At 41.7% G+C, this 23,911-nt stretch carries 24 protein-coding genes; 15 read left to right on the forward strand and 9 right to left on the reverse strand.

What is annotated here, in order from left to right; translation table 11 throughout:
* The first annotated feature begins 174 nt into the window (after positions 1-174).
* The 3 genes from GFB48_RS14260 to GFB48_RS14270 all read left to right on the forward strand — a co-directional run bounded on the left by GFB48_RS14260 (position 175) and on the right by GFB48_RS14270 (position 2,489).
* On the forward strand, positions 175-654 hold the full coding sequence (locus GFB48_RS14260; RefSeq protein ID WP_163937152.1) for an Imm26 family immunity protein: 480 nt from the start codon (positions 175-177) through the stop codon (positions 652-654).
* 96 nt (positions 655-750) lie between these two features.
* On the forward strand, positions 751-1,467 hold the full coding sequence (locus GFB48_RS14265; RefSeq protein ID WP_163937156.1) for a hypothetical protein: 717 nt from the start codon (positions 751-753) through the stop codon (positions 1,465-1,467).
* A gap of 518 nt (positions 1,468-1,985) precedes the next feature.
* Positions 1,986-2,489, forward strand: coding sequence for a hypothetical protein (locus GFB48_RS14270; RefSeq protein WP_163937159.1), 504 nt, complete (start codon positions 1,986-1,988; stop codon positions 2,487-2,489).
* A 709-nt stretch (positions 2,490-3,198) separates the two neighbouring features.
* On the opposite strand, the gene GFB48_RS14275 is transcribed toward GFB48_RS14270, so the two are convergent.
* Both GFB48_RS14275 and gap read right to left on the reverse strand, forming a co-directional pair.
* Positions 3,199-5,034, reverse strand: coding sequence for an ABC transporter ATP-binding protein (locus GFB48_RS14275; RefSeq protein WP_163937163.1), 1,836 nt, complete (start codon positions 5,032-5,034; stop codon positions 3,199-3,201).
* Between the two features lie 57 nt (positions 5,035-5,091).
* Positions 5,092-6,087, reverse strand: a complete 996-nt coding sequence (gap, locus tag GFB48_RS14280; RefSeq protein ID WP_163937166.1) for a type I glyceraldehyde-3-phosphate dehydrogenase — start codon at positions 6,085-6,087, stop codon at positions 5,092-5,094.
* Between the two features lie 542 nt (positions 6,088-6,629).
* Here gap and GFB48_RS14285 point away from each other — a divergent pair.
* From GFB48_RS14285 to GFB48_RS14305, 5 genes are all read left to right on the forward strand, one after another.
* Positions 6,630-8,066, forward strand: coding sequence for a glyceraldehyde-3-phosphate dehydrogenase (locus GFB48_RS14285; RefSeq protein ID WP_163937169.1), 1,437 nt, complete (start codon positions 6,630-6,632; stop codon positions 8,064-8,066).
* A 48-nt stretch (positions 8,067-8,114) separates the two neighbouring features.
* Positions 8,115-8,618, forward strand: coding sequence for a TlpA disulfide reductase family protein (locus tag GFB48_RS14290; protein WP_163937172.1), 504 nt, complete (start codon positions 8,115-8,117; stop codon positions 8,616-8,618).
* On the forward strand, positions 8,608-9,732 hold the full coding sequence (locus GFB48_RS14295; RefSeq protein ID WP_163937175.1) for a M14-type cytosolic carboxypeptidase: 1,125 nt from the start codon (positions 8,608-8,610) through the stop codon (positions 9,730-9,732). Before GFB48_RS14290 ends, GFB48_RS14295 begins: the two co-directional genes overlap by 11 nt.
* Before the next feature lie 142 nt (positions 9,733-9,874).
* On the forward strand, positions 9,875-11,530 hold the full coding sequence (locus tag GFB48_RS14300) for a sodium:alanine symporter family protein (RefSeq protein WP_163937178.1): 1,656 nt from the start codon (positions 9,875-9,877) through the stop codon (positions 11,528-11,530).
* A 47-nt stretch (positions 11,531-11,577) separates the two neighbouring features.
* On the forward strand, positions 11,578-12,183 hold the full coding sequence (locus tag GFB48_RS14305; protein ID WP_163937182.1) for an SH3 domain-containing protein: 606 nt from the start codon (positions 11,578-11,580) through the stop codon (positions 12,181-12,183).
* A 102-nt stretch (positions 12,184-12,285) separates the two neighbouring features.
* Here GFB48_RS14305 and GFB48_RS14310 read toward each other — a convergent pair whose 3' ends face one another.
* Together GFB48_RS14310 and GFB48_RS14315 are read right to left on the reverse strand one after the other, a co-directional pair.
* Complete coding sequence (locus GFB48_RS14310; RefSeq protein WP_163937185.1) at positions 12,286-12,942, reverse strand: 3-oxoacid CoA-transferase subunit B; 657 nt, start codon at positions 12,940-12,942, stop codon at positions 12,286-12,288.
* Positions 12,943-12,944: 2 nt separating this feature from the next.
* The gene (locus GFB48_RS14315; protein ID WP_163937188.1) at positions 12,945-13,646 is read right to left on the reverse strand and encodes a CoA transferase subunit A; all 702 of its coding nucleotides are present in this window, start codon (positions 13,644-13,646) and stop codon (positions 12,945-12,947) included.
* Between the two features lie 168 nt (positions 13,647-13,814).
* On the opposite strand from GFB48_RS14315, the gene tesB reads away from it, so the two are divergent.
* The gene (tesB, locus tag GFB48_RS14320) at positions 13,815-14,687 is read left to right on the forward strand and encodes an acyl-CoA thioesterase II (protein ID WP_163937191.1); all 873 of its coding nucleotides are present in this window, start codon (positions 13,815-13,817) and stop codon (positions 14,685-14,687) included.
* A complete protein-coding gene (locus tag GFB48_RS14325) occupies positions 14,688-15,077 on the forward strand; it encodes a YbaY family lipoprotein (protein WP_163937194.1) in 390 nt (129 codons plus the stop codon).
* Positions 15,078-15,135: 58 nt separating this feature from the next.
* Here the strand turns inward: GFB48_RS14325 and fldA are convergent, their stop codons facing one another.
* Genes fldA through GFB48_RS14345 form a run of 4 tightly spaced genes read right to left on the reverse strand, consistent with a single transcriptional unit; the run spans position 15,136 to position 17,030 of the window.
* Positions 15,136-15,666: a flavodoxin FldA gene (gene fldA, locus GFB48_RS14330; protein WP_163937316.1), complete on the reverse strand. Its 531-nt coding sequence runs from the start codon at positions 15,664-15,666 to the stop codon at positions 15,136-15,138.
* A gap of 28 nt (positions 15,667-15,694) precedes the next feature.
* On the reverse strand, positions 15,695-15,970 hold the full coding sequence (ybfE, locus tag GFB48_RS14335) for a LexA regulated protein (RefSeq protein ID WP_163937197.1): 276 nt from the start codon (positions 15,968-15,970) through the stop codon (positions 15,695-15,697).
* A gap of 11 nt (positions 15,971-15,981) precedes the next feature.
* On the reverse strand, positions 15,982-16,203 hold the full coding sequence (locus GFB48_RS14340) for a DUF2788 domain-containing protein (RefSeq protein ID WP_163937199.1): 222 nt from the start codon (positions 16,201-16,203) through the stop codon (positions 15,982-15,984).
* Between the two features lie 56 nt (positions 16,204-16,259).
* The gene (locus GFB48_RS14345) at positions 16,260-17,030 is read right to left on the reverse strand and encodes an alpha/beta fold hydrolase (protein WP_240464886.1); all 771 of its coding nucleotides are present in this window, start codon (positions 17,028-17,030) and stop codon (positions 16,260-16,262) included.
* A gap of 325 nt (positions 17,031-17,355) precedes the next feature.
* On the opposite strand from GFB48_RS14345, the gene seqA reads away from it, so the two are divergent.
* The 3 genes from seqA (at position 17,356) to GFB48_RS14360 (ending at position 20,627) form a co-directional block, all read left to right on the forward strand.
* On the forward strand, positions 17,356-17,928 hold the full coding sequence (seqA, locus tag GFB48_RS14350; RefSeq protein WP_163937202.1) for a replication initiation negative regulator SeqA: 573 nt from the start codon (positions 17,356-17,358) through the stop codon (positions 17,926-17,928).
* A gap of 13 nt (positions 17,929-17,941) precedes the next feature.
* On the forward strand, positions 17,942-19,588 hold the full coding sequence (gene pgm, locus GFB48_RS14355; RefSeq protein WP_163937205.1) for a phosphoglucomutase (alpha-D-glucose-1,6-bisphosphate-dependent): 1,647 nt from the start codon (positions 17,942-17,944) through the stop codon (positions 19,586-19,588).
* A 97-nt stretch (positions 19,589-19,685) separates the two neighbouring features.
* A complete protein-coding gene (locus GFB48_RS14360) occupies positions 19,686-20,627 on the forward strand; it encodes a diguanylate cyclase (RefSeq protein ID WP_163937209.1) in 942 nt (313 codons plus the stop codon).
* 9 nt (positions 20,628-20,636) lie between these two features.
* Here the strand turns inward: GFB48_RS14360 and GFB48_RS14365 are convergent, their stop codons facing one another.
* Positions 20,637-22,049 (reverse strand): MATE family efflux transporter, encoded by a 1,413-nt coding sequence (locus GFB48_RS14365; RefSeq protein ID WP_163937212.1) that lies wholly within the window; start codon positions 22,047-22,049, stop codon positions 20,637-20,639.
* Positions 22,050-22,234: 185 nt separating this feature from the next.
* Here GFB48_RS14365 and GFB48_RS14370 point away from each other — a divergent pair, with 185 nt between their 5' ends.
* Together GFB48_RS14370 and GFB48_RS14375 are read left to right on the forward strand one after the other, a co-directional pair.
* Complete coding sequence (locus GFB48_RS14370) at positions 22,235-22,867, forward strand: hypothetical protein (RefSeq protein WP_163937214.1); 633 nt, start codon at positions 22,235-22,237, stop codon at positions 22,865-22,867.
* 125 nt (positions 22,868-22,992) lie between these two features.
* Positions 22,993-23,868, forward strand: coding sequence for a mechanosensitive ion channel family protein (locus GFB48_RS14375; RefSeq protein ID WP_163937217.1), 876 nt, complete (start codon positions 22,993-22,995; stop codon positions 23,866-23,868).
* Positions 23,869-23,911 lie beyond the last annotated feature (43 nt).

Here is a 23,911-nt window from a genome sequence, read left to right on the forward strand (position 1 = left end):
CCGTTATTGGTCACTAGAAGTATTTAAGAAGACTCTCCACTATGCTTTTTCTGCCGCGAAGCGGCTTCGTTCAACAAGTTACTCAAAAGGACGCAAAACGCTTGGCTTGTGCTCCTTCGTCGCTAATTTTAGCCAAGCATTTATGCGCCCATTAGTAAGGCGTTAGGTGACTAAATGGCATTACCTCAGACTAATATGGAAGTGCAAAAGCCTTATAGAAAAAAGCCAAAAGTTGGCGATATCTTTAGGCTTAAATATTCTGGTTGTAGGTATATATTTGGTCAGGTCGTTTCCTTAACCGCAGATACGGGTGGCTTTGAAAACTGCATAAAAGTTAACGTATTCGACTTCGTAACTAGTGACCCTGAAAAAGTAAACGAAGATGAATTTAATGAGTTGATGTTTGCACCTTTATTCATTAATCGCCTAGGCTTCTCGCGCGGGTATATGCCAATTGTGGCTAACAAGCCCTTAATGAAACTCACTACAAAATATTGCTATTTTGATGTGCCTTTTAAAAAGTACATAGATCCAGATGGTGATGAAATTCCAAACCCAGTAGGGTTGGTTGGAACGTGGGGGTTAAGCAATTACTTAGTACTTGATGATCTGGTAAGTGAAAAATTGGGTATTCCTTGTATAGATGATATTTAAACGTCACCTAACAAGGCCATTATGGCAAATTGGACGCAAAACGCTTGGCTTGCGCTCCTTCGTCGCTAAGTTTAGCCAAGCATTTGTGCGCCCAATATGGCGGCGTTAGCTGTAAGAGGGACTATGGTGCAAGGATATAAAAAATTAGCTGCAACTTTGGCAATGCTTTTGGCTAGCATCACTATTCATGCAGAAAACCTTATCAAAGTTACTCTTGATGGAACTACTATTTGCTATCCAGCAAGGTATTCACCGGATACTTCTTTTACCGACGCTCTTTTAGCTCCAGTAAAAGACCAACTAGACGAATCTCATGGTGAGCAACTTGTGTATATTCCCGCTACTGACGTGGCTAAGCTGGTTCAAGGCTATGTTGAGAGTCATGCAAATAAATATAATCCAGCAGTGCCTCACGATATTAGAGGCATTGTCTATCCTAAGTCTTCTTTCTCTGATCCTCATGCTCTGGCCAAAAAGGCTTGGAACATCTATGGCGAACTCAAAAAGCCAGTCATAGAAAAAGACGAAAAAACAGGCTTATACAAAATCTATCACTTTGAAAAGGCCATAGGCCCTTGGCATTTTGTTATGAGCCCGCCTGAAAGAACCCCCAAAAATGGTTTTGAGCCATCGTGGTATGTTGGCCATTGCGGCGAGCTTGTAGGCAGCTACGATTGTCAGATAGATCTTGATTACAAAGGTATTCGTTATCAATATAAAGTCAGTGAATACAACATGGCTCTTAGGGCAAAAATCCACGATGCAGTAAAATCACAAATCCAATCATGGGAGTCCAGTTGTGGCCACAGCTAACAAGGCGCTGCTGTCGGACAAATTTTCCGCTGCGCTCCAAATTTGCCGCAGAGCGCGGCGTTACCTCTCAAATCGTAAATCATTTTTGTCCATTTCCAAGCTAGGCAGTCTAACTCGGAAGTGCCCCTTTCCGAGTTACGAGTAGCGAGTGACGAGAGCGGGCTTCGCCCTTCTAGGGATGAGTTAGAAGCATATTGGGAACAGGTCGGTATTTATACAGGTATAACCGTTCTGGCGATTACGGTGTTACAAACAGAGCCAAAATTGTCTCTTTTAAGGCTCGATAATCTTCCAAAATTTAACTAAGTCTCTGATTAACTTAAAAGTAGCCGAGGGATGTAGGGAAACCCTACATCCACGGTCTCGTTTTTGCCGATCATGATTTTCAGTTTTTCTTATCTTGGTGAGAAATTTGTACTTTATTTCAACAGTTTCAAGTGACATATTATTTGTAAGTTAAATTTTGTGTGGAAGATTATCGAGCTTCCGCTTAATAAGCTGTTATGCATGAGGAGAGTATGAGCAAACATTCAGAACATTCTTCATATCGAGAAAAACTCATCGAACATTTATTTATTGGTGAGCTACTTAAGTTGTCTTGGCAGAATGGTGACTGTCAACTTGAGGTAGGAAAGCCAGAAGTTGATAACTCAGGCTACGACGTGATAATTGAAGCTAATCGTATAGTTAGGCACGTCCAACTAAAGGCTTCTTATATTGGTGGAAAAACTTCACGTCAAAAAGTGCATGTAAAATTAGCTGACAAACCATCTGGGTGTGTGGTCTGGATTTACTTTGATGAAGAGACTTTAGAATTAGGGCCTTTTCTTTTTTTAGGTGGTGAGCCAGGTAATCCACTTCCTCCAATCCATGAAGCAAAAGTTGCTCGTCACACTAAAGGTGATCAAGATGGCTATAAAGCTGAGCGACCAAATATTAGAGAATTAAATAAAGGTGATTTCACAAAGTACGATACAGTACGTGATATTTATAAAGTGTTGTTTGGTGCAGGCAATGCATAACAAGCGGCTGCAATCTGACCTACGGCCACTGTCACCTTTTTTGCATAAACCCGCAAAAAATGCGCCAGTAGCCTCCGGCAGTTGAGCCGGGCGTTACCACCTCAATTTATAAATCGTTTTTGTCCATAAATGAGTTGAACAACACTTGATTGATAACTCCCAGCTACTCAATTTACCCCTTCATTCTGCGCTTAATTTGATTGAGTTAATAGAGTTGCTAGGCATGGATGCCTAGTAAGAACTGTTGGAGGCAGGACGCCGAAAAGTTTGTCTGGAACAAACTTTAACAGCTTTAGCTGGCCCGCAGGGTGGAGGGCAGGATGCCCGGAATAATCCGCCGTCTGCGTAATGACGATTGAGAATTAAGATAAAGCAGATTGTGGGGGCAGGAGGGGAGTCCACAAAATTGTCTGGAACAATTTTGAACCTCTTTAGCGGGCCCGGCGGGTGGAAGGCAGGATGCCTGGAATATTGGGGAAAACTGGTTTTCCCTTCTGGGTGCTGTCGGCACCCCGACAAGTCCGTGGATGTACTAGAACAGTTAAGCGCAGCTTAAACAGAATCAAATTTCAGCACCGCGACATAAAACTCAAACAGCCAAGCGCAGCTTAAAATAAAGCCCCCACTGCTGTAGTGACACTGTCACGTCCTGTAGCTGCGCAGCAGCGTGCCGTAGCAGCAGCGTGCCGTAGCGCAGCGTCCTAACCTATTAATCTTCGCCAATAAATCCGCCGGATTGGCGCTTCCATAAAGAGGCGTAAATGCCATCTTGAGCGAGTAGTTGCTGGTGGCTACCAAACTCTACTATCTGGCCTTTATCAAGCACGATCAGTTTATCCATTGCGGCAATGGTGGATAAACGGTGGGCTATGGCAATCACGGTTTTGTCTGTCATGAGTTGATTTAAGCTCTCACCGATGGCTTGTTCAATTTCGGAATCAAGGGCTGAAGTGGCTTCATCCATAATGAGTATTGGTGCGTTTTTGAGAAGAACTCTCGCGATAGCGATGCGCTGACGTTGTCCACCAGAGAGTTTAACGCCGCGTTCCCCCACCTGGGCATCGAAGCCTTTATTACCTTGTTCATCTACTAATTCTTGAATAAACTCATAGGCATGGGCATTTTTAGCAGCGTCTATTAGCTCTTGCTCACTGGCCTCAGGGCGGCCATACAGAATGTTTTCTCTAATACTTCTGTGAAGCAACGAAGTGTCCTGGGTAATCATACCAATATGTTGGCGCAGAGTTTCCTTGGGCACATGGATAAGATCTTGATCATCAATGCTAATGCTGCCATGTTGCAGAGGATAAAAGCCAAGTAGAAGGTTAACTAATGTCGATTTTCCTGCTCCCGATCGACCCACTAGACCAATTTTCTCTCCAGCGGCAATTGATAAATTCAGTCCATCAATGACTTTTGAATTAGTATCATAACCAAAGCGAATGTCTTTAAAGCTGATTTGACCGCCATTAACCGTTAATGTTTTCGGTGTTTTAGGTTCTTGGGGCAGGGGCTTGGTCAAGGTTTGCATGCCATCAGCCACAGTACCTATGTTTTCAAACAAGCTTGATACCTCCCACATGATCCAGTGAGCCATACCATTCAAACGTAGAACTAAAGCAAGTGCTGCTGCGATAACACCACTGCTGATAGCGTTATCTAGCCACAGCCAGATAGAAATGGCTCCAATAGCGAAAACTAATAAATAATTCACTAATTCAACCCAAAAGTTGAGTCCGGTGACGAGTCGCATTTGCTTGTGAACGGTGACTAAAAATCCATCCATGGCGGATTTAGCATAATCGGTTTCTCGTTGGGTGTAGGAAAACAGCTTGACGGTCATAATATTGGAATAGGTATCCACAATGCGGCCAGTCATGACAGAGCGGGCATCCGCTTGATCCATTGAGACTTTTTTAAGTTTAGGAATGTAATAAAGTTGAATACAAACATAAGCGATTAACCATAGCAGCATCGGCATCATTAAGCGCCAATCACTGCTTGCCAACACCACGATAATGGCGCTCATATAGACGATGGCATAAACCGCCACATCTAATAGCTTCATAATGGTTTCACGCACGGCGAGGGCGGTCTGCATGACTTTAGTGGCAATACGGCCTGCAAAGTCTGCCTGATAGAAGCTTAAATCTTGTTTTAATAGGTAACGGTGGGCATACCAACGGATAGACATAGGATAATTACCCAGTAAAGATTGATGGGTAATTAATGAATGTATAGCGACTAAAATGGGCACCCCAATTAACATGAGTAAACCTATGTTAATTACATCATCGAGGTGCTGCTGTTTAAAAGTCTGCACATCAGTACGACTAAGCAAATCGATTAAATGACCAACATAGTTAAATAACGACACTTCGATGATGGCTACTAGGGCACTAATGATACCCATGATGATTAATGGTAAGCCAAAACCTTTAGTAAAGGACAAGCAAAACTTGATAAGCCCCTGAGGTGGGGTAGCGGCATCGGTAGAGGGAAAGGGTTCCGTCCAACGCTCGAATAATTGATAGAGGGATTTCATAATACTCCAAAAAGAAAAAGGCGCCTTAAGGCGCCTTTAGTTTAACAGGGTTTTTACTTACTTGCTGATATGAGCAACTAAGTCTAGAACCTTATTAGAGTAACCAATTTCGTTGTCGTACCAAGAAACTAGCTTAACAAAACCATCCGTTAAGGCGATACCAGCTTTGGCATCGAATACTGAAGTTTGAGTTTCACCGATGAAGTCTTGAGATACCACTTGATCTTCTGTGTAACCAAGAACGCCTGCGAGTTCGTTTTCAGAAGCGCGCTTGATTTCAGCACAAATTTCTTCGTAGCTAGCAGGGTTCTGCAGGTTAACAGTTAAATCAACAACCGATACGTTGGCAGTAGGAACACGGAAAGCCATACCAGTGAGTTTACCGTTTAGCTCTGGGATCACTTTACCCACTGCTTTAGCCGCACCAGTAGAAGAAGGAATAATGTTTTGTGATGCACCACGACCACCGCGCCAATCTTTCGCTGAAGGACCGTCGACTGTTTTTTGAGTTGCAGTGGTAGCGTGAACAGTCGTCATTAGACCTGACTCGATACCCCACTTATCATTAAGGACTTTAGCAAGAGGGGCTAAACAGTTAGTGGTACAACTCGCGTTAGAAACAATGTCCTGGCCGGCGTATGAATCATGGTTAACACCCATTACAAACATAGGGGTATCATCTTTAGAAGGGCCAGTTAGAACGACTTTTTTAGCACCTGCAGTAATATGCTTACGTGCAGTTTCATCATTAAGGAATAAACCAGTAGCTTCAGCAACAACATCAACTTGGATGTCATCCCACTTAAGTTCCTCTGGGTTGCGCTCAGCGGTTACGCGAATAGTTTTACCATTAACCACTAGATTGCCATCAACCACTTCAACAGTGCCATCAAATCGGCCATGAGTAGAGTCATACTTAAGCATGTATGCCATGTACTCAACATCGATAAGATCGTTAATGCCTACAACTTCTATGTCGTCACGATTTTGTGCGGCACGAAATACAAAACGACCGATACGGCCAAAACCATTGATTGCTACACGAATAGTCATGTTAATTCCTTAAAGTCTAAAAATTCTTTCTAACACAGTTATGGTAGTAAAATTACCAAATATGGGTGATTAGTCAAGTTTGAATTGGGCTAAAACCCGACAATCAGTTAAATATTGAAATAAAATTACGAAATAAACAAACCAAAATAGGGTTTCACTGACTTGCTGTTTCAGCATATGTGCGGAATTATTAGTGAATGCAGTCGATTTTGCAAAGAATGGGGAGTTTACTGTTACTATTTTGTGATCAATTCGATTTTGAGGACGAATTTTGCGCAGTTGAATTTAATTCATGGCTTTTTTGCTGGTTTAAGTTTTCATTATTTTGCTTGTGAGTCTGTTACATTTGCCTTTTTGTAATCCCTTTGAAGGTTTTTTACGAAATTATCCCTCAGATGTTTAATAAAACCGCCCGAATTGCTAATTTTATTACATTTATGCTCGCTCAAAGCCCCCTAGAATCAGGGGTTTAAGTTATCTACAATAGCAACAACTGACCACTACAGGTCATCGTAAATTATTGTAATCAAGGATATCCTCTAATGAGTTCTGATAAGCACCTACAAAGTTGGCAAGAAAGATTTGAATTAGCTGAAGCGATGCAACCTTTAATTGGTAAGTTGTATCGTAATCAAGGCATCGAGTTAACTGTTTATGGTCGTCCATTACTTAATTCTTCTACTATTGAAATTGTAAAGTCGCATCGTGTTGTGCGTCATCATGAAGGTGACAAACTGCGTTTAAGACAAAGCTTTCCATTTATTATTGCATTATCTGTCCTTGATGTTCATCACGCTAAAATTGATATTGGCAAAATCGCTTATCAGTATTGGCAGACGCATAATGACGAATCAAATGTAGATCAATTCTTGAAAGAGCAACTTAGCGAATTGATTGCTGGAAGCGCCAAAGATCTTAAACCTCGAGATGTGGTACTTTATGGTTTTGGCCGTATTGGTCGTTTACTTGCACGCCTACTTATTAATAAATCAGGTGCTAACAACCTAATGCGCTTAAAAGCGATTGTTGTTCGCGGTAAAGGTAAGGAAGATTTAGAGAAGCGTGCAAGCTTATTACGCCGTGACTCTATCCATGGACCGTTTAATGGTTCGGTCTACATCGATGAAGAAAATTCCGCGCTAATTGCGAACGGTGCTTACATCCAAATTATCTATGCCAATGATCCAAGTGAAATTGATTACACGGCCTACGGTATTAAGGACGCTTTAGTTGTAGATAATACGGGTCGTTGGAGCGATGAAGAAAGTTTAAGTCGTCACTATGACGCTAAAGGGGTGGATAAAGTACTGTTAACCGCTCCAGCTAAAGGCGATATAAAGAACATCGTTTACGGTGTGAATCATCAAGATATTGTTCCAGAAGACAAAATTATTTCAGCGGCGAGTTGTACCACAAATGCGATTACCCCTTCGTTGAAAGCCATTAACGATAAATACGGCATTGAGCTTGGTCACGTTGAAACGGTGCACTCTTACACCAATGACCAAAACCTAATTGATAACTACCATAAAGCAGATCGTCGTGGTCGCAGTGCGCCTATGAACATGGTGTTGACCTCTACAGGTGCGGCTAAAGCCGTGGCCAAAGCCTACCCAGAACTTAAGGGTAAGCTAACGGGTAATGCGATTCGTGTTCCAACACCAAATGTGTCGATGGCAATCATGAATTTAACTCTGAAACAAGAAGTCAGTCGTGAAGAGCTCAATCAGTTCCTTCGTGAAACGGCGTTGTTTTCTGAGTTACAAAACCAGATTGACTTCACTGAATCTACAGAAATTGTATCAAGTGATTTGATTGGTTCGAGCTTTGCCGGTGTGATTGATTCTCAAGCGACAATCTGTCAGGGCAAGTCGGCGATTGTTTATGTATGGTATGACAATGAGTCTGGTTACTCGAACCAAGTTATTTCAGTTATGCAAAAAGTATTGGATATCGAACCTCAACACTATCCTAAATAAAGAAACTTGAGTAAACTTAAAGGCACGTTTCAGTGCCTTTTTGTATTTATGCTGAATTTAATTTTCAAAGCGCTTAAGTGGCTGGTTTTTATCTGGCTGGTAATTGAATTAGGTAGCTTTGTTAGAAGTATCCAGTCTCAACCTCAGGTTAATGATTTATCAATGCTAGAAGGGCGATGGCTGCAATATCCTAAGAAAGACTTTGAGCCGCAGGTTGTCTATTTTTTTGCACCATGGTGTCAAGTCTGTAAAGCTTCCAGTTCTAACCTCCAATTACTGCAAGAGAATGGCGTTGATATTTTGCTGGTGGCGTTAAGTTATTCTAATTTTCAAGAAGTTCAAGACTACGCCAACGAGCAACAGTTAAGCATGCCTATCCTTTTAGGGAGCCCATCATTGGCAGACAAATATGGCATAATTGGCTATCCAACCTACTATATAGTGGATGAAAATAATCAATTGGTGGCTAAACAAGTGGGCTATTCAAGTTTAGCCAGTATGTCATTACGGCTTTTTATAGTGCATATGTACGGGAAATATAATGAGAATTAATCACTTTTTTGACGGCGCCAACATCGATGTTGTTGCAATTGAAGATCCACAAAATATCCAATTAAAAATTAAGCCAGATGTAGGAAACGAATTTTTCCAGTGGTTTAACTTCCGTTTTGAAGGCCAGGTGGGAAAAAGCTACAAACTTAACATTATTAATGCTGGTGAAGCCTCTTACGTGGAAGGCTGGGATAATTATCAGGCCGTGGCTTCTTATGATCGAAATCACTGGTTCCGCTTACCAACGGTTTATGAAAATGGCGAGCTAAAAATCAATCTAGAACTTGAGTGCGATTCTATTCAGATTGCTTACTTTGCCCCTTATAGCTACGAGCGTCATCTCGATTTGATTGCCGAGGCGCAAACCCATCCGCTAGTCTCTCAAGAGTTCCTTGGTCACACCTTAGACGGTCGTGATATGACCTTACTTAAAATTGGTGATGGCGATGAGTCTAAGAAAAATCTGTGGGTGATTGCCCGTCAACATCCTGGCGAAACCATGGCCCAGTGGTGGGTTGAAGGCTTCTTAAATTCTTTGTTGGATCATAACGATGCTAATGGCCGCTCATTATTAGCAAAAGCCAACATTTATCTGGTTGCCAATATGAATCCTGATGGTTCAGTCAGAGGCCACTTAAGAACTAACGCGGCGGGCATCAACCTGAATCGTGAGTGGTTAGAGCCAAGCATGGAAAAATCACCTGAAGTATTTTTGGTACGCCAAAAAATGCTTGAGACTGGGGTTGATTGCTTTTTAGATGTTCATGGCGATGAAGCAATCCCATATAACTTCCTAGCAGGACCAGAAGGCGTGCCAAGGTACGACAGCATCATGGCAGAGCGTCAAAAAGGTTTCTCCGATGCATTATTGGCTGCCAGCTCTGATTTTCAAACCGCCTATGGCTATGATGTGGATGATCCAGGGCAAGCAAACTTAACGGTGGCAACCAACTGGGTGGCGCAGCAGTTTGGTTGTTTAGCCAATACCTTGGAAATGCCATTTAAAGATAATGACAATATGCCAGATTTTGTTTCTGGATGGTCGCCAGAGCGCAGTGCGTTATTAGGTCGCAGTTGTTTAATTGCTTTGAATAACATGATGGCAAAATGCTGATTTTTACATCAAAAAGTTGAATTAGATAAATAGATCCTTGTTGTTATAGCGGTAATTTTGTTACTGTAACTCATCATCAGCTAGATGGCACAAGCTGCCGAGTTTGTAGGTGGCCAATGACAATAACAACAAGGATATTATTTTGGAGTTTATTAATAATTTGTTGCTAACCTTAGATGGCTTTTTAGGTTCAGCAGCATACTTTCCGTTTATACTTCTTGGGGTAGGTTTATTCTTTACTTTCTACCTTGGCTTTCCTCAAATTCGCTTTTTCAAGCATGCTTGGGGAGTGATCACAGGTAAATTTACAGATAAAAACGCCCAAGGTGATACCAGTCACTTCCAAGCTTTATCGACAGCATTATCTGGCACCGTAGGCACGGGTAATATTGGTGGTGTCGCTTTTGCGATTTTCTTAGGTGGCCCCGCAGCACTGTTTTGGATGTGGATGACCGCATTTTTGGGTATGACCACTAAGTTTGTGGAAGTGACCCTATCTCATAAATATCGTACCGTAACCAAAGATGGCACCATGGCCGGCGGCCCAATGTTCTATATGGACAAAGCGCTAAATATGAAGTGGTTAGCCGTTATTTTTGCAGTCGCGACGGTGGTTTCATCATTCGGTACCGGTTCTATGCCGCAAAGTAATAATATTGCCGTTGGTTTACAAGATACTTTCGGTATTGATCCTTACGTTACTGGTGGGGTGCTATCGATTTTACTCGCACTGGTGATTTTAGGAGGGATCCGACGTATTGCTTTGGTGACCACAGCATTAGTGCCAACCATGTCGGTGCTTTATGTTATTGGCGCGTTTTCGGTGTTAGCTTTCAATTATGAAAACGTGATCCCATCTTTTATGACAGTGTTGTCTGATGCCTTTAATGGCTCAGCTGCGGTCGGTGGTTTCCTTGGGGCAACGTTTGCATATGCATTTAACCGTGGGGTTAACCGTGGCTTGTTTTCAAACGAAGCGGGTCAAGGTTCTGCACCAATTGCCCATGCTTCAGCTAAAACAAATGAGCCGGTTGCCGAGGGTATGGTATCAATTTTAGAGCCTTTTATTGATACCATCATTATTTGTACCTTGACTGGTATGGTGATCCTTAGCTCTGGTGTTTGGCATGAAAAACATGAAAATACTTTCCAAAGAGCGGATATGACCTTTGTGACAGGTCAGTACAATCAAGATTCAGAGCAGCAGACTCAAGAGCTGTTCAAACTGTTAACCAATCAACAATCGAGCGTGACCAAATTCAGTGGTGAGTTCGAGGTGGAAAATGGGGTGACGGATTCACAAGCATTTACGCTAATTGCGGCTCGCTCCATTGCTGAAGATATTAAATTTTCAATTGATGGTTATCCATATTCTGGATTAGTTCAAGTTGAAAATGGTCGTTTGGTAGAAGATGCTATTGATGTCAGTGGTTTATCGCTTATTCACTCCACTAAGTTAACCACCGAAGCCTTTACCCGTGGCTTTATGGGGGATTATGGTAAATATGTGGTATCCATTGGCCTATTGCTGTTTGCGTTTTCAACGGCGATTGCTTGGTGTTACTACGGTGATCGAGCCATTATCTACTTGTTTGGTGAACGTGGTGTGATGCCATTTAGGGTGTTCTACGTTGCAGGCTTTATGCTAGCAGCAGTGAGTGATACCACCGTAGTATGGAACCTCGCGGCGGTGGCAATTGTGATGATGACTCTGCCTAACTTATTCGGTATCGTCATGCTGGCAAAAGACATGAAGCAGTCGGTTGCCGATTACTGGCAACGCCATAATAGTAAATAATAAATTTATGCCCTCGTAATGAGGGCTTATTTGTAAGGAAATGCACAATGCTTAGGTTAGGTTTATTGTTAATCGCTGTTTTTTTTAGTGGTCAAAGCTTAGCTTGTGGCAAAGTGAGCTGGGCATTACAGGCGATTATGGCCACGGCAAAGCAGGATAAAGGTCCAATGGCGCATTTCTCAGAACAAGACCTTTATCAGTCCTTAGCAAAAGTAGGGGGAACTTGTCAGCAATTAACAGATGACCAGCCAATAGAAAATCAACAGGCGCTGTTAAAGCTGTTGCTAGACCCTAAACAACAAATTTGGTTAGAGCGTTATGGTCAGCAGCTGTTTGTCGCCTTCGATTGCTTAGACAGAGTTAAACAGCAAGTTGGCTTTCAACAGGTTTACCAACAGTACCAATCTGATCGTTGTCCAGAACAGTCTCGCCTGATTGTAATAAGTCACAATGGCGCTAATTTAAGAGCTGAACCGATAATAGCCAACAACAAACTGACCGTGTTGCCTAAGAATACGGTCTTGAAACCCATCGCTAAAAAAGGCGACTGGTATCAGGTGGAAGTGCTTAAATATAATCACTTTTTCACTCCAGAATGTAAATTTAAGACACCCTGTAAAATCGGCTATGTGCACCAAGACCTGCTGGAATGATGTGGCGAATTAGCGACTTGTCATATATGCAGAGTTTGTAATCATAAAAAAAACAGCTAACGGTAGAGTTAGCTGGTTTTTTGTATGGGCTAAATTTAGCCCTTAAAACTGCATTTCTGGGACACTCTTTGGTACCACGAGCTTGCCCGCAGTCTTTTGCTTAATTTCTTCAATACTTACCCCTGGCGCGCGTTCAATTAAGTGGAAGGCGCCGTCTTTGATCTCTAATAGGGCTAAGTCGGTGATTACGGTGGTAATACAGTTAACGCCAGTAAGGGGCAGGGTACAACTCTCTAATAGTTTAGAATTACCGTGTTTATCAGCGTGGGTCATGGTCACAATAATATTATCGGCACCGGCTACTAAATCCATAGCGCCACCCATGCCTTTTACTAGTTTGTTGGGGATCATCCACGAGGCAATGTTGCCTGACACATCCACTTCAAAAGCACCCAATACCGTTAAGTCCACATGACCACCGCGGATCATGGCAAAGCTTTCGGCGCTAGAAAAATAACTGGCACCTATGGCTTCGGTCACCGTTTGTTTACCGGCGTTAATTAAGTCGGCATCCACGGTTGCTTCCGTTGGGAATGCGCCCATGCCTAACAGACCATTTTCCGATTGCAGCATGACCTCCATATGATCAGGTACATAATTAGCCACTAGAGTAGGGATACCAATGCCTAGGTTAACGTAATAGCCATCTTTTAGTTCTAACGCAATACGCTTTGCAATTTGTTCTCTGGTTAAGGCCATGATTAAGACTCCGCTAGGGTAAGTTTTTCAATGCGCTTTTCAAAGCTGCCTTGAATAACACGATCGACATAGATCCCTGGGGTATGAATAAAATTAGGATCTAGACTGCCAACTGGCACGATTTCTTCTACTTCAACTACGGTAATTTTAGCGGCGGTAGCCATCATAGGGTTAAAGTTGGCGGCGGTTTTTCGAAAGATTAAATTGCCATAGGTATCGGCTTTCCAAGCTTTTATTAATGCAAAATCCGCCGTTAACGACTCTTCTAACACGTAGTTTTTACCATTGAATTGTTGGCAATGTTTACCTTCAGCCACTGGTGTACCGTAACCCGTAGCGGTGTAAAATGCTGGAATACCAGCGCCCCCTGCGCGAATTTTTTCCGCCAATGTACCTTGCGGGGTAAGGATAACCTCTAGTTCACCGGTTAAGAGTTGTTTTTCGAACAGGGCATTTTCGCCAACGTAGGAGGCATACATTTTGGCAATCTGATGGTTTTGTAATAGTAAGCCTAAGCCGAAATCATCGACTCCAGCATTATTAGAAATGGCGGTAAAGCCAGTGACATCCATTTGTGCAATCGCTTTTATTAAGTTTTCAGGAATGCCGCATAAACCAAACCCGCCAACCATGAGAGTCATGTTGGAATCGAGTCCAGCGAGTGCTTGATCTAGAGTGTGAACCACTTTGTTAAATCCAGCCATTAGTTATTTATCCTTTGATTTAGACCTTGTTAACCTAGGGAAATTTATGCATTTTGACATTGATCTTGCTCAATAATTAACACAAATAACAGTAATCGCAGTAGCGGCGGTTGTTGAACTATCTGCTTTGAGTTAAAGTCTAACTATCAATGGATTAGGAGTATCATAATGGGACAAAGCCTACAAAATTTGGTTGATATCCATAATTTAGAAGAACTCGATAAGGGCTTATTCAGGGGACAAAGTGTCGATTTAGGCTTTGGCCATGTTTTTGGTGGGCAGGTAATGGGTCAAGCCTTGGCTGCGGCAAGCCGAACCGTAGCCAATGATCGCAAGGTTCATAGCTTTCACAGTTATTTTTTATTGCCAGGGGATGAACACGCACCCATTATTTATAATGTTGAAATCTTACGTGATGGTGGCAGCTTTAGTTCGAGACGTGTTAAAGCCGTTCAAAAAGGGCGTCCTATTTTTTACATGACCTGTTCATTCCAAAGCGAAGAGGCGGGATTTGAACATCAATCACCAATGCCGAATGTGCCAGCACCAGAGGGCTTGTTGAACCAACAACAATTGGCTCAGGGACTGATTGGTAAGGTACCAGAGAAAGTACTGCAGCATTTCTTAAAGGATTCTCCAATAGAAATGCGCTTAGTGAGTCCCCAAAACCCATTATCCGATAAGCCACAATCGCCAATTAAACAGGTATGGTTAAGGGCTAATGGTAATTTGGCCGAAGAATGTGATTTACACCGTTCCTTATTAGCGTATGCATCAGATTTTAATTTTTTGGTGGCTTCAATTCAGCCCCACCCAATCTCATTTTTAACCCCGGGGTTGAAGATGGCCACAATTGATCATGCTATGTGGTTTCATCGACCGATTAAGTTTGATGAGTGGTTGCTGTATCATGTGGAAAGCACCAGTGCTACCGGTGGCCGCGGTTTTGTAAAAGGTCAGTTTTTTGATATTGAGGGTAAGCTAGTGGCCTCTACCACTCAAGAAGGCTTAATCCGTTTTCCACAACAGGAGCAAGTGTAAATGAAACGATTGTTGATGATGATGGCTGCAGTGATCAGTTTAAGTGGTTGTGTGACGGTAGTGAATGAAAAGCCGGTGACCGTAAGTGGTGCAGCGGGCTTCTTAGAGAAAATTAGATTACCTCAAGACGCTCGCATTACTATTGCAATTATTGATGCTAATACCCGGGGCCAAATTTTGGCGCAAAAAAGCTTTAATGTGGCGGTGAATGCGGTACCGTTTAAATTTACCCTAAAACCAGAGGTGATTGATAAGAAAGCCAATTATGTCGTGGTGAGCCACATCAGTTCAGCAGCGGGTATATTGTTTCAAACTTATGATGAATATCCTGTGATCAACAATGGTTTGTATACTACCGAAGTTATCATGAAACCAGCCCGAAAAAGATAAGGCATAAAAAAAGGTGGCTATAGCCACCTTTTTTGTTGTCTAACTGATGTGATATTGCTTAAAGGTCTTCAAGCTCAGCGAGACACATTTCAGAATAAATTTGATCACACCAAGCGTTAACTCGCTCTTCAGTTAGCTCTGGTTGACGGTCTTCGTCGATACCTAGGCCAATAAAGGTGTTGTCATCAACAAGTGCCTTTGAGGCTTCAAAGTCATAGCCTTCTGTTGAAGTATTACCAATAATGATGCCACCACGGTCGCTAACGATGTCGCCAACCATGCCCATAGCATCGAGGAAGTACTCAGCGTAGTCTTCTTGATCACCACAACCGAAGATGGCTACCAGCTTGTCTTCAAAGTTAATTTGCTCTAGCTCTGGGAAGAAATCATCCCAATCACATTGTGCTTCACCGTAGTACCAAGTTGGGATACCAAAAAGCAGCAGATCAAATTCTGCAATTTCTTCTTTGGTGCTTTTAGCAATGTCTTTCACGTCGCACAGCTTCTTGCCTAGACGCTTTTGAATCATTTTCGCTACGGCTTCGGTGTTGCCAGTATCGCTTCCGAAAAAAATACCTACGGTGGCCATTTGTTTACCTTTCAAATATCTGCTTGAGCTATTCGCAACTAAATTGCTCGGCTAAGGTTAGCTCAATTAATTGACTGCGGCTGATGTTACTTTCCTTGGCTGCTTTATTCAAGGCTTCTGCCAATTGTTGTGACACCTTTAACTCTATACGCTTAATCCCATTCGCTTTTTCTCGAATGGTTTGATTTCGTTTGTTCTGCTTAACCTGTTGAGCCCGAGAAAGGGGGTTGGTCTTAGGTCTGCCACGCCGTTTCTCGTCTTCAAATAGGTCAATGGTAGTTCTATCTGATTCTTGCTTAGCCATATGTTAACAACTTAATTAATAGCCCCGCTCTCAAACAAGAACTGGATAATGCCCTTGGCTATAAAGCCAGTACAACCGGTGAATAATACTGTCCATACCGCGATCTTACCGATTTTAGGTACATTACCTTGATCAAGCACATCTTTAATGGCCATTCCAATAAAGAAGAAAATAGCGGCAAAAAATAGGTTAAGACCTATCGTTTCAATTTGAACAAGATATTCAGACAGCATAATTGTAATACTTCAATAAACGGGTTGCGGACTATATCACAGCTAAAAACATTTCGTCAGTAGCAGTTAGTTAAAAAATCGCCAACCAGTTTATGAAATATTTTTGGCTTCTCAGCATGTAACCAGTGTCCAGTGCCATTTATGACTTTAGCTTTCGCGTTTGGAAAGTGGTTAACAACCTGTTGTTGATGTTGCGGCAGCATATATTCTGACAGCTCCCCTTTGATAAAAAGCGTTGGGCCGGAATAAGTTTCATCGCTAAAAGGCCAATCTGCAATCTGCTGATATTGTTGCTCAATAACGTCTAAATTCATGCGCCAACGGTAGCCATCTTGCTCTTTTTTTAGGTTTTTGAGTAAAAATTGAGTGGTGCCAATATCTATCTGTTGCTGTTGCATATGGGCAATAGCTTGATTACGGCTATCAAGTTGTTTTATTGGTAATGAACACAAGGCGTCAAAGACTTTAGTGTGTTTATGTTCATAACGCACCGGTGAGATGTCGACAACGGTTAGACTTTGCACCAATTGCGGTTGGGTCAAAGCCAGAGCCATAGCAGTTTTCCCCCCCATTGAATGCCCAACCACATGCAGTTGTTTAATCTTCAAGTGGCTCAGTAATTGGGCGACATCGGCGGCCATTAGATGGTAATTCATTTGATTTGACCAAAAGGATTCACCATGATTTCTTAAATCAACTTGGATCACTTGATAGTCTTGTACTAGGGTTTTCGCTAGGCCATTAAGGTTGGCTTTGTCCCCAAAAAGGCCGTGGATAAGCAGGACTTTAGGGCCTTCGCCTTGGATTTGATGGTTAAGCATGGACATGGATAAGGTTACCAATAAAAAAAGAGCCGATAAATTTTGCCAACATTTTAGTTTTTTACAAGAATAAAACACGCCAATCAGAAAGAGATAATTTACGATATCTTAATTTGGTCGATAAATTAGCCAAATAGTATTACTGCCCCCTAGAGTATGCCATTAGGGCTATGTATAATTCTTTGTAAAATAAATATTTGCCATCTTTGCTTAAATGATAATGTATTACCCAAGGTTTTACTTCAAATCAAGCTGCAGGATGTTATAAGGTTAAACCTTAAGTGGGCCATACATCAGCCAAAATTTGGTCTTTAGACCCTAGGAACAAGATATGAAATATATTGAAGTAGACGAACAGGTATATCGTTATATTGCCAGTAAAACTGAGCATATTGGTGAAAGTGCATCAGATATCCTTCGTCGTTTACTGGGAATGGAAACTCAAGCTAAAGTGCAAACCATTCCAACAGAAGTTAGCCAGCCAAGTCTTACTATGGCTGAAGAGATTCAAGAAGTGGCCAAAACAGAAGCTTTAGTAACAGAACAATCAGCGACACTGGTCCAAAGTGATGAATTCAAGCATCTTTTAGGTTTGACGGCGATTAATGATCAAAAAGGGGCCGTTGGTCGATTTTTGTTCTTGCTGTTGCAAAGCTATCATCTGTTAGGCGATAAATTTTCACTTGTTTTACAAGTGCAAGGTCGTGGAAGATTATATTTTGCGCTCACGGAGCAAGAGTTACTCAATTCGAGTAAAGCGGCAAAACCAAGAGCAATCGGTGACAGTGGCTTTTGGGTAGCCACTAATTCAAATACTGACAGAAAACGCAGAATGCTAAGTGATGTATTAATCTTAGCGGGCTGTTCAGAAGTTTTAGCAGAACAAATTGCTGAGCAAATTTAGGTAAGGAAAGAGCATGTCGTTACATGACAGAGCTGGGCAAATTGCCCAACAAAAGGATTTGGTTGATGTCAGTGATCTACTAAGTCAATATTATGTCAGTCGCCCCAATATGGAGCATCCGGCGGAACAAGTGAGCTTTGGCACTTCTGGCCATCGAGGCAGTTCATTAAATAAATCTTTTAATGAACAACACATATTAGCCATAGTGCAAGCGGTTGTTGATTATCGCACCTTAAACGGCGTTAAAGGGCCGATGATGCTGGGTGTTGATACCCATGCGCTATCACGATGTGCTTATTATTCTGCTTTAGAAGTGTTAACGGCTAACCATATCGAAGTGTGGGTAGAGAAAGATCTTGGCTTTACCCCAACTCCGGTGGTTTCCCACGCCATTATCGATTTTAACAATCACAACGCTGTGCAATGTGATGGCTTAATTTTAACGCCATCCCACAATCCACCACAAGATGGAGGTATTAAATATAACCCTCCCCATGGTGGCCCGGCGGACAGTGAGGCAACCAGTTGGATCCAAAATAAAGCTAACGAATATATTAAAAACGGTTTAACTGCAGTTAAGCGTAATAATATGCAGTTGGCAAAGTTATCGGGTTACATCAAAGAGCACGATTTTAGAGCACATTATATTAGCCAGTTGCATCAAGTCATTAATCTTGAGGCAATTAAGCAAGCCAATATTAAGCTTGCCGCCGATCCATTAGGTGGCTCAGGGGTGAGCTATTGGGCACATATTGCAGATGCTTATGGTTTAAATATTGAAACCGTAAATGATAAAGTTGACCCTAGCTTTGCTTTCATGAGCCTAGACAAAGATGGCAAAATCCGTATGGATTGTTCTTCTCCTTATGCGATGGCAAGTATGTTAGAGCGTGATTTGGATTTTGATATTGCCATTGGTAATGACCCTGATTTCGATCGCCATGGTATTGTATGCCGAGGCACAGGCTTGATGAATCCTAATCATATGCTGGCAGTCGCCATTGATTACCTATCACAACATCGCCCGAATTGGCCCGCTCAAATTAAAATTGGCAAGACCATTGTTTCAAGCTCAATGATTGACCGTGTTTGTGCGGATAAAAAATTAAACATGTATGAAGTACCTGTGGGCTTTAAATGGTTTGTTGAGGGTATGGCTCAGGGTGAGATAGGTTTTTGTGGTGAAGAAAGTGCAGGCGCTTCTTTGTTAAAGCTTGATGGAAGCACCTGGTGTACCGATAAAGATGGTATTATTCTTGGCTTATTGGCAGCAGAAATTTTAGCGGTGACAGGTAAAACTCCAGCCCAATATTATCAAGACTTAACTGCTAAACATGGTCAGGCCTTTTATCAACGACTCGATGCACCAATTAATCTTAAAGCCAAAGCCGTGTTACAGTCACTCCAACCGCAAGATATTACTGCCACTGAACTGGCAGGCGAAGCCATCACTGCTTGTGTTACTCAGGCTCCAGGTAATGGCGCCAGTTTTGGCGGAATAAAGGTGAGTACTGAAAATGGTTGGTTTGCAGCCCGTCCTTCTGGTACCGAGCCCCTTTATAAGATTTATGGTGAAAGCTTTATCAGTGAGCAGCATCTACAAACGTTACTTGAGCAAGCAAAAGACATCGTTTGGGGGGCTATTAAGTCCAAGCGCTAAGCCTCTATCAATTGACAACCTGCCTTTGGCAGGTTTTTTTTGTCCTTTTTCAATATTTGCCTAATACTTTGATAACACAAATTAGTAAAGTACTTATATGAAAGTTCTGGTCATTGAAGACAGTAAAATTGAAAGACTTAAAATTGAAGCTTTTCTAAAAAAATTAGATCACAGTGTATTTATGGCGGAAACGGGCAGTAGCGGCATAGAAACCTATAATAAAGTGAAACCTGATCTTGTGCTTTTAGATGTAGTTTTACCGGATATGTATGGCTTTGAAGTGGCCAAAAGATTGCGCCAGCAAGAGTCACAGTGGTTCCCAATCATTTTTACTTCAAGCATGGATGAGCCACAGGATATCGTAACAGGGATCTCTGCCGGGGGGGATGATTACCTATCTAAACCGATTAATATTGAAGTGCTGCAAGCCAAGATTGAAGCGATGCAACGGATCGCTTTGATGAGGCAGGATTTGGTCAGCACCAAGCAAAAGTTGTTAGATATTAACCAGCATTTGCAAGTATTGGCAAAAATTGATGGATTAACAGGTATCTCTAATCGCAGGGAATTTGATAAACGCTTAGAAATGGAAGTGATTCGTGGAAACCGAGACCATACCCCAGTGGGTTTGATGATTTGTGATATTGACCAGTTTAAGCAGTTTAACGATCATTACGGCCATCTGCAGGGGGACGATTGCATTCAAACTGTCGCAGCAGCCTTAGATTCCGTCATGAAAAGAGGCAGTGACATGGTGTGCCGCTATGGAGGCGAGGAATTTGCCATGGTGATCAGTGATGCGAGTATGCAAGGCATGAGTTTACTTGCAAAGCAGTTACTTGATGCTATTCGAGATTTGAAAATAGCCCATCAATATTCAACAGTGAAACCTTATGTAACAATAAGCATCGGCGGGGTATTTAGTGACGGTAAGGTAGCCATCACCACAAGCCAGTTAATTGAACTTGCCGATCAGCAATTATATTTAGTGAAAAATGGGGGCAGGAACCACTTCAAAATTTGTCATGTCGGTGGTTAATAAACAAAGCTAATGATGTTTTTTGCGAGATTGTTGGTATAAGCCTTTTGTCTGCCACTTGCCGGTTCGCCAACGAAAAATGTTGATGCTACCGCGTAACACTTCATCGATACACATGGCTAATGCTACGCCGATTAACCCCAATCCAAGACTTACGCCTAGTAAGTAAGAAAGCGTTAGAGCAACCCCCCACATGCTACTAAAGCCAACGATTGATGTGAATTTTGCGTCACCGCAGGCCCTTAGTGAAGCCCCTACAATTAAATTAAGCGAACGGCCAAATTCAGTCACTAAAGAAACCATTAATACTTTTTTACCCAGTGCAATGATAGCTTCATCGTAGGTAAATAAATGATAGAAAAACTCGGCAAAACTGACGACAATTAACATAAAACTGAAGACACCAATTAAACCGTAACGAACCCCAGTGAATAAGATCTTTTGCGCCTGTTCATACTCATTTGCGCCAATATAATAAGCCACTTTAATTTGCACACCCGCACTCATGGCAAAGCCGAATAAAATGGTGAGGTAAATTAAATTGAAGGTATAGATCCTGGTAGCTAATTCGATGGCACCGAAGCTGACGATGATCATCGTAATAAACAATTGTGAAATTTGCCAAGATAGCGGTTCTAGAACAGAGGGTAGGGCTAATTTGGTTATCGGTTTAGCAGCTGCTAAGGCTTGTTTAACGCTATTAGCAAAAGTTATGTGAATATTCTTTTGCTTCCAAATAACGACATAGCTAAAAATGCAACTGCTTAACCAAGCGCATACCGAAGCCAGCGCCACCCCATCGATGCCTAAAGCGGGAAAGCCGAGTTTGCCATCGACTAACAGGTAATTCAGGGCGATATTGACGATGGACATCAAGGCCGTGGAATACATATTCCATTTGGTCATACCTTGGGAAGCGAGTATGGCAGCGGCGCAATAGCGCATTGCCAGAAAAAAGGTCCCATAGCCCAAAATGTGCATATAAGACGTGGCCATTGCAAACATGGGTTGCTGTAAGCCCATGAGTCCAACTAGGTAATCAGTCTCAAGCACAAAAAAGCTGAGCATGATTAATCCAACGCAAACAAACAACAATAATAAAATGCCGTAGCTTGTCGCTAAATTTTTAAAATCATTTGCCCCTAAGCGTTGGGAGGCTATTGAACAACCGGCTTGATGTAAAGTGGAATAAAGCGCAAAAGCAATGCCTAAGATAGGCATCATAGCCCCAACGGCAGCGGCAGCCTGATCATCAATTTGACTTAAAAACCAAGCATCGGTAGCACTTATTAAGAAGATAAAAGTCAAATCAATGAAAATAGGAAGGGTGAGGCTGAATAAACTTTTTTGGCCAATAGCAGGTTTTGATTTCACGAGTCGCACAGAACAATAATTAATGCTAATGATTATGGAAGTAATCATTTAATTTTGCCTATTTTTGATCACTTTTATGTGGTCAAAATCACTAATATTTTGTTAAAAAATTTATAGGCTGTTTCAAATTACCCACAATAAATTTCTAGTTCATTGATATTAAAGGGTTTTAATTGTTGGCACAGAATTGGCAAACCTATTGGCATATATTAAAAATCAGACAAGGATATATGATGAAAACGTTTAATTTTATTGCTGCTGTTGCCCTTATATTATTTACTACCAGTGTCATGGCAACACCACAGAAAACGATTGATGCAGTCTTTGACGACAAAATTGACCAAATTAGCCTAGATGTGGGGGTTGGTCAGATCCATGTCGAGGGTACTGATTCTGATAAAATTGAAATTAAAGTGGTAATTAAAACAGCAGATGAAAAAGAAGGGTTTAGTTTTGGTTTTGATCGTAATGATCTCGATGCAATAGAATTGGTGACAAAGCTTAAGAGAGGCAAAATGCATCTGGAATTGAGTGATCAAGATGATATTCATCAACATTGGATATTATTTGTTCCTAATACCCTTGATGTGGCAATCGAAGCTGGGGTAGGAGAGGTCAGTATCACCCAAATGAGCCAAGATATTAATGTCAATGTTGGTGTCGGTACGGTTGAGATTAAGCACCCGAGTAACAATTTTTCAAAATTGGACTTTAAAGTAGGCGTTGGTGATATGGATTTGAAGCATGACTCTGCCTATGCCGAGATATCGAGTCATTTGATTGGGGAGCGTTTCTATCAAAGAGGCACCGCTGGTCCAGAATTAGCAATTAATGCCGGTGTCGGTGAAATTACCATTGCAAATTAATCTCGTAGGCTAATCAATAAATAGGGTAATGATGGGAGTTACCCTACTTTAAAAATAAACTTGCCTAAAAATTAGACATAGGTGATATTGGTTAAAACTTAAACATTAAATAAAGGGGGCAGTGAATGTTTGAGCAATTTAACTACTGGATTAATTATCCCATCTTTACATTTAATGAAAGACCGATCACCACCATTGAAGTATTAGCGCTACCATTATGGTTGTTATTCAGTCTTTGGTTAGCGCATTTTCTAATAAAGAAATTGGCCAAAAAGCTCACCATGAATCATAAAGATCCTAATATGATTCAGCTGATCACTCGTTTGCTTTATGTTATTTCATTTGCGCTGATCTTCATTACTACCCTAGCCATGCTAAATGTGCCAATTACCGCATTTGCTTTCTTATCGGGGGCAGTGGCGATTGGTTTTGGTTTTGGGGCGCAAAACATCATTAATAATTTTATTTCTGGCTGGATCTTAATGGGGGAAAAGCCAATCAGGATTGGCGATTTTCTGGAAGTCGAGGGAGTCAGAGGCGTGGTTGAAGAAATTAATACCCGGTCTACACGAGTGCGGCGTGTTGATGGCGTTCATATGCTGATCCCCAATAGTAAATTATTAGAAAATACTGTAATTAATTGGACCTTGAGGGATAAGTTGATCAGAGGCACGGTTAAAGTTGGGGTGGCTTATGGCAGTGATTGTGAGCAGGTTAAAGCGATATTGTTAGATGTCGCTAATGCCCAACAACAGACCCTTGTTGATGCTGGTAAAGAACCTCAGGTGTATTTTCAGGACTTTGGTGATAATGCTTTGGTTTTCGAAATTTACTTTTGGATTAATTCACAAGTTGAAGGAGGCCTACGTTTAGTTGCAAGCAATATTCGTTTTGCGTTAGATAAGGCATTTAATGAACATGGCATAGTGGTTGCTTTTCCACAAAGGGATATCCATCTAGATGGTAATTTAACGATAGTGAGCAGCAATAAATCGGCTTAGGCTGAGTTAAGGTATTTAGTCGACAGTTTCACTGTCTTTCTGG

The organism is Paraferrimonas sp. SM1919 (assembly GCF_010993985.1).
Classification (GTDB): Bacteria; Pseudomonadota; Gammaproteobacteria; order Enterobacterales; family Shewanellaceae; genus SM1919.

Excerpts from the sequence above, each read along its gene's own strand:
- GFB48_RS14260 (WP_163937152.1), top strand. The coding sequence starts at position 175 with ATGGCATTACCTCAGACTAATATGGAAGTGCAAAAGCCTTATAGAAAA.
- GFB48_RS14265 (WP_163937156.1), top strand. The coding sequence starts at position 751 with ATGGCGGCGTTAGCTGTAAGAGGGACTATGGTGCAAGGATATAAAAAA.
- GFB48_RS14270 (WP_163937159.1), top strand. The coding sequence starts at position 1,986 with ATGAGCAAACATTCAGAACATTCTTCATATCGAGAAAAACTCATCGAA.
- GFB48_RS14275 (WP_163937163.1), bottom strand. The coding sequence starts at position 5,034 with ATGAAATCCCTCTATCAATTATTCGAGCGTTGGACGGAACCCTTTCCC.
- gap (WP_163937166.1), bottom strand. The coding sequence starts at position 6,087 with ATGACTATTCGTGTAGCAATCAATGGTTTTGGCCGTATCGGTCGTTTT.
- GFB48_RS14285 (WP_163937169.1), top strand. The coding sequence starts at position 6,630 with ATGAGTTCTGATAAGCACCTACAAAGTTGGCAAGAAAGATTTGAATTA.
- GFB48_RS14290 (WP_163937172.1), top strand. The coding sequence starts at position 8,115 with ATGCTGAATTTAATTTTCAAAGCGCTTAAGTGGCTGGTTTTTATCTGG.
- GFB48_RS14295 (WP_163937175.1), top strand. The coding sequence starts at position 8,608 with ATGAGAATTAATCACTTTTTTGACGGCGCCAACATCGATGTTGTTGCA.
- GFB48_RS14305 (WP_163937182.1), top strand. The coding sequence starts at position 11,578 with ATGCTTAGGTTAGGTTTATTGTTAATCGCTGTTTTTTTTAGTGGTCAA.
- GFB48_RS14310 (WP_163937185.1), bottom strand. The coding sequence starts at position 12,942 with ATGGCCTTAACCAGAGAACAAATTGCAAAGCGTATTGCGTTAGAACTA.
- GFB48_RS14315 (WP_163937188.1), bottom strand. The coding sequence starts at position 13,646 with ATGGCTGGATTTAACAAAGTGGTTCACACTCTAGATCAAGCACTCGCT.
- tesB (WP_163937191.1), top strand. The coding sequence starts at position 13,815 with ATGGGACAAAGCCTACAAAATTTGGTTGATATCCATAATTTAGAAGAA.
- GFB48_RS14325 (WP_163937194.1), top strand. The coding sequence starts at position 14,688 with ATGAAACGATTGTTGATGATGATGGCTGCAGTGATCAGTTTAAGTGGT.
- fldA (WP_163937316.1), bottom strand. The coding sequence starts at position 15,666 with ATGGCCACCGTAGGTATTTTTTTCGGAAGCGATACTGGCAACACCGAA.
- ybfE (WP_163937197.1), bottom strand. The coding sequence starts at position 15,970 with ATGGCTAAGCAAGAATCAGATAGAACTACCATTGACCTATTTGAAGAC.
- GFB48_RS14340 (WP_163937199.1), bottom strand. The coding sequence starts at position 16,203 with ATGCTGTCTGAATATCTTGTTCAAATTGAAACGATAGGTCTTAACCTA.
- GFB48_RS14345 (WP_240464886.1), bottom strand. The coding sequence starts at position 17,030 with ATGTCCATGCTTAACCATCAAATCCAAGGCGAAGGCCCTAAAGTCCTG.
- seqA (WP_163937202.1), top strand. The coding sequence starts at position 17,356 with ATGAAATATATTGAAGTAGACGAACAGGTATATCGTTATATTGCCAGT.
- pgm (WP_163937205.1), top strand. The coding sequence starts at position 17,942 with ATGTCGTTACATGACAGAGCTGGGCAAATTGCCCAACAAAAGGATTTG.
- GFB48_RS14360 (WP_163937209.1), top strand. The coding sequence starts at position 19,686 with ATGAAAGTTCTGGTCATTGAAGACAGTAAAATTGAAAGACTTAAAATT.
- GFB48_RS14365 (WP_163937212.1), bottom strand. The coding sequence starts at position 22,049 with ATGATTACTTCCATAATCATTAGCATTAATTATTGTTCTGTGCGACTC.
- GFB48_RS14370 (WP_163937214.1), top strand. The coding sequence starts at position 22,235 with ATGAAAACGTTTAATTTTATTGCTGCTGTTGCCCTTATATTATTTACT.
- GFB48_RS14375 (WP_163937217.1), top strand. The coding sequence starts at position 22,993 with ATGTTTGAGCAATTTAACTACTGGATTAATTATCCCATCTTTACATTT.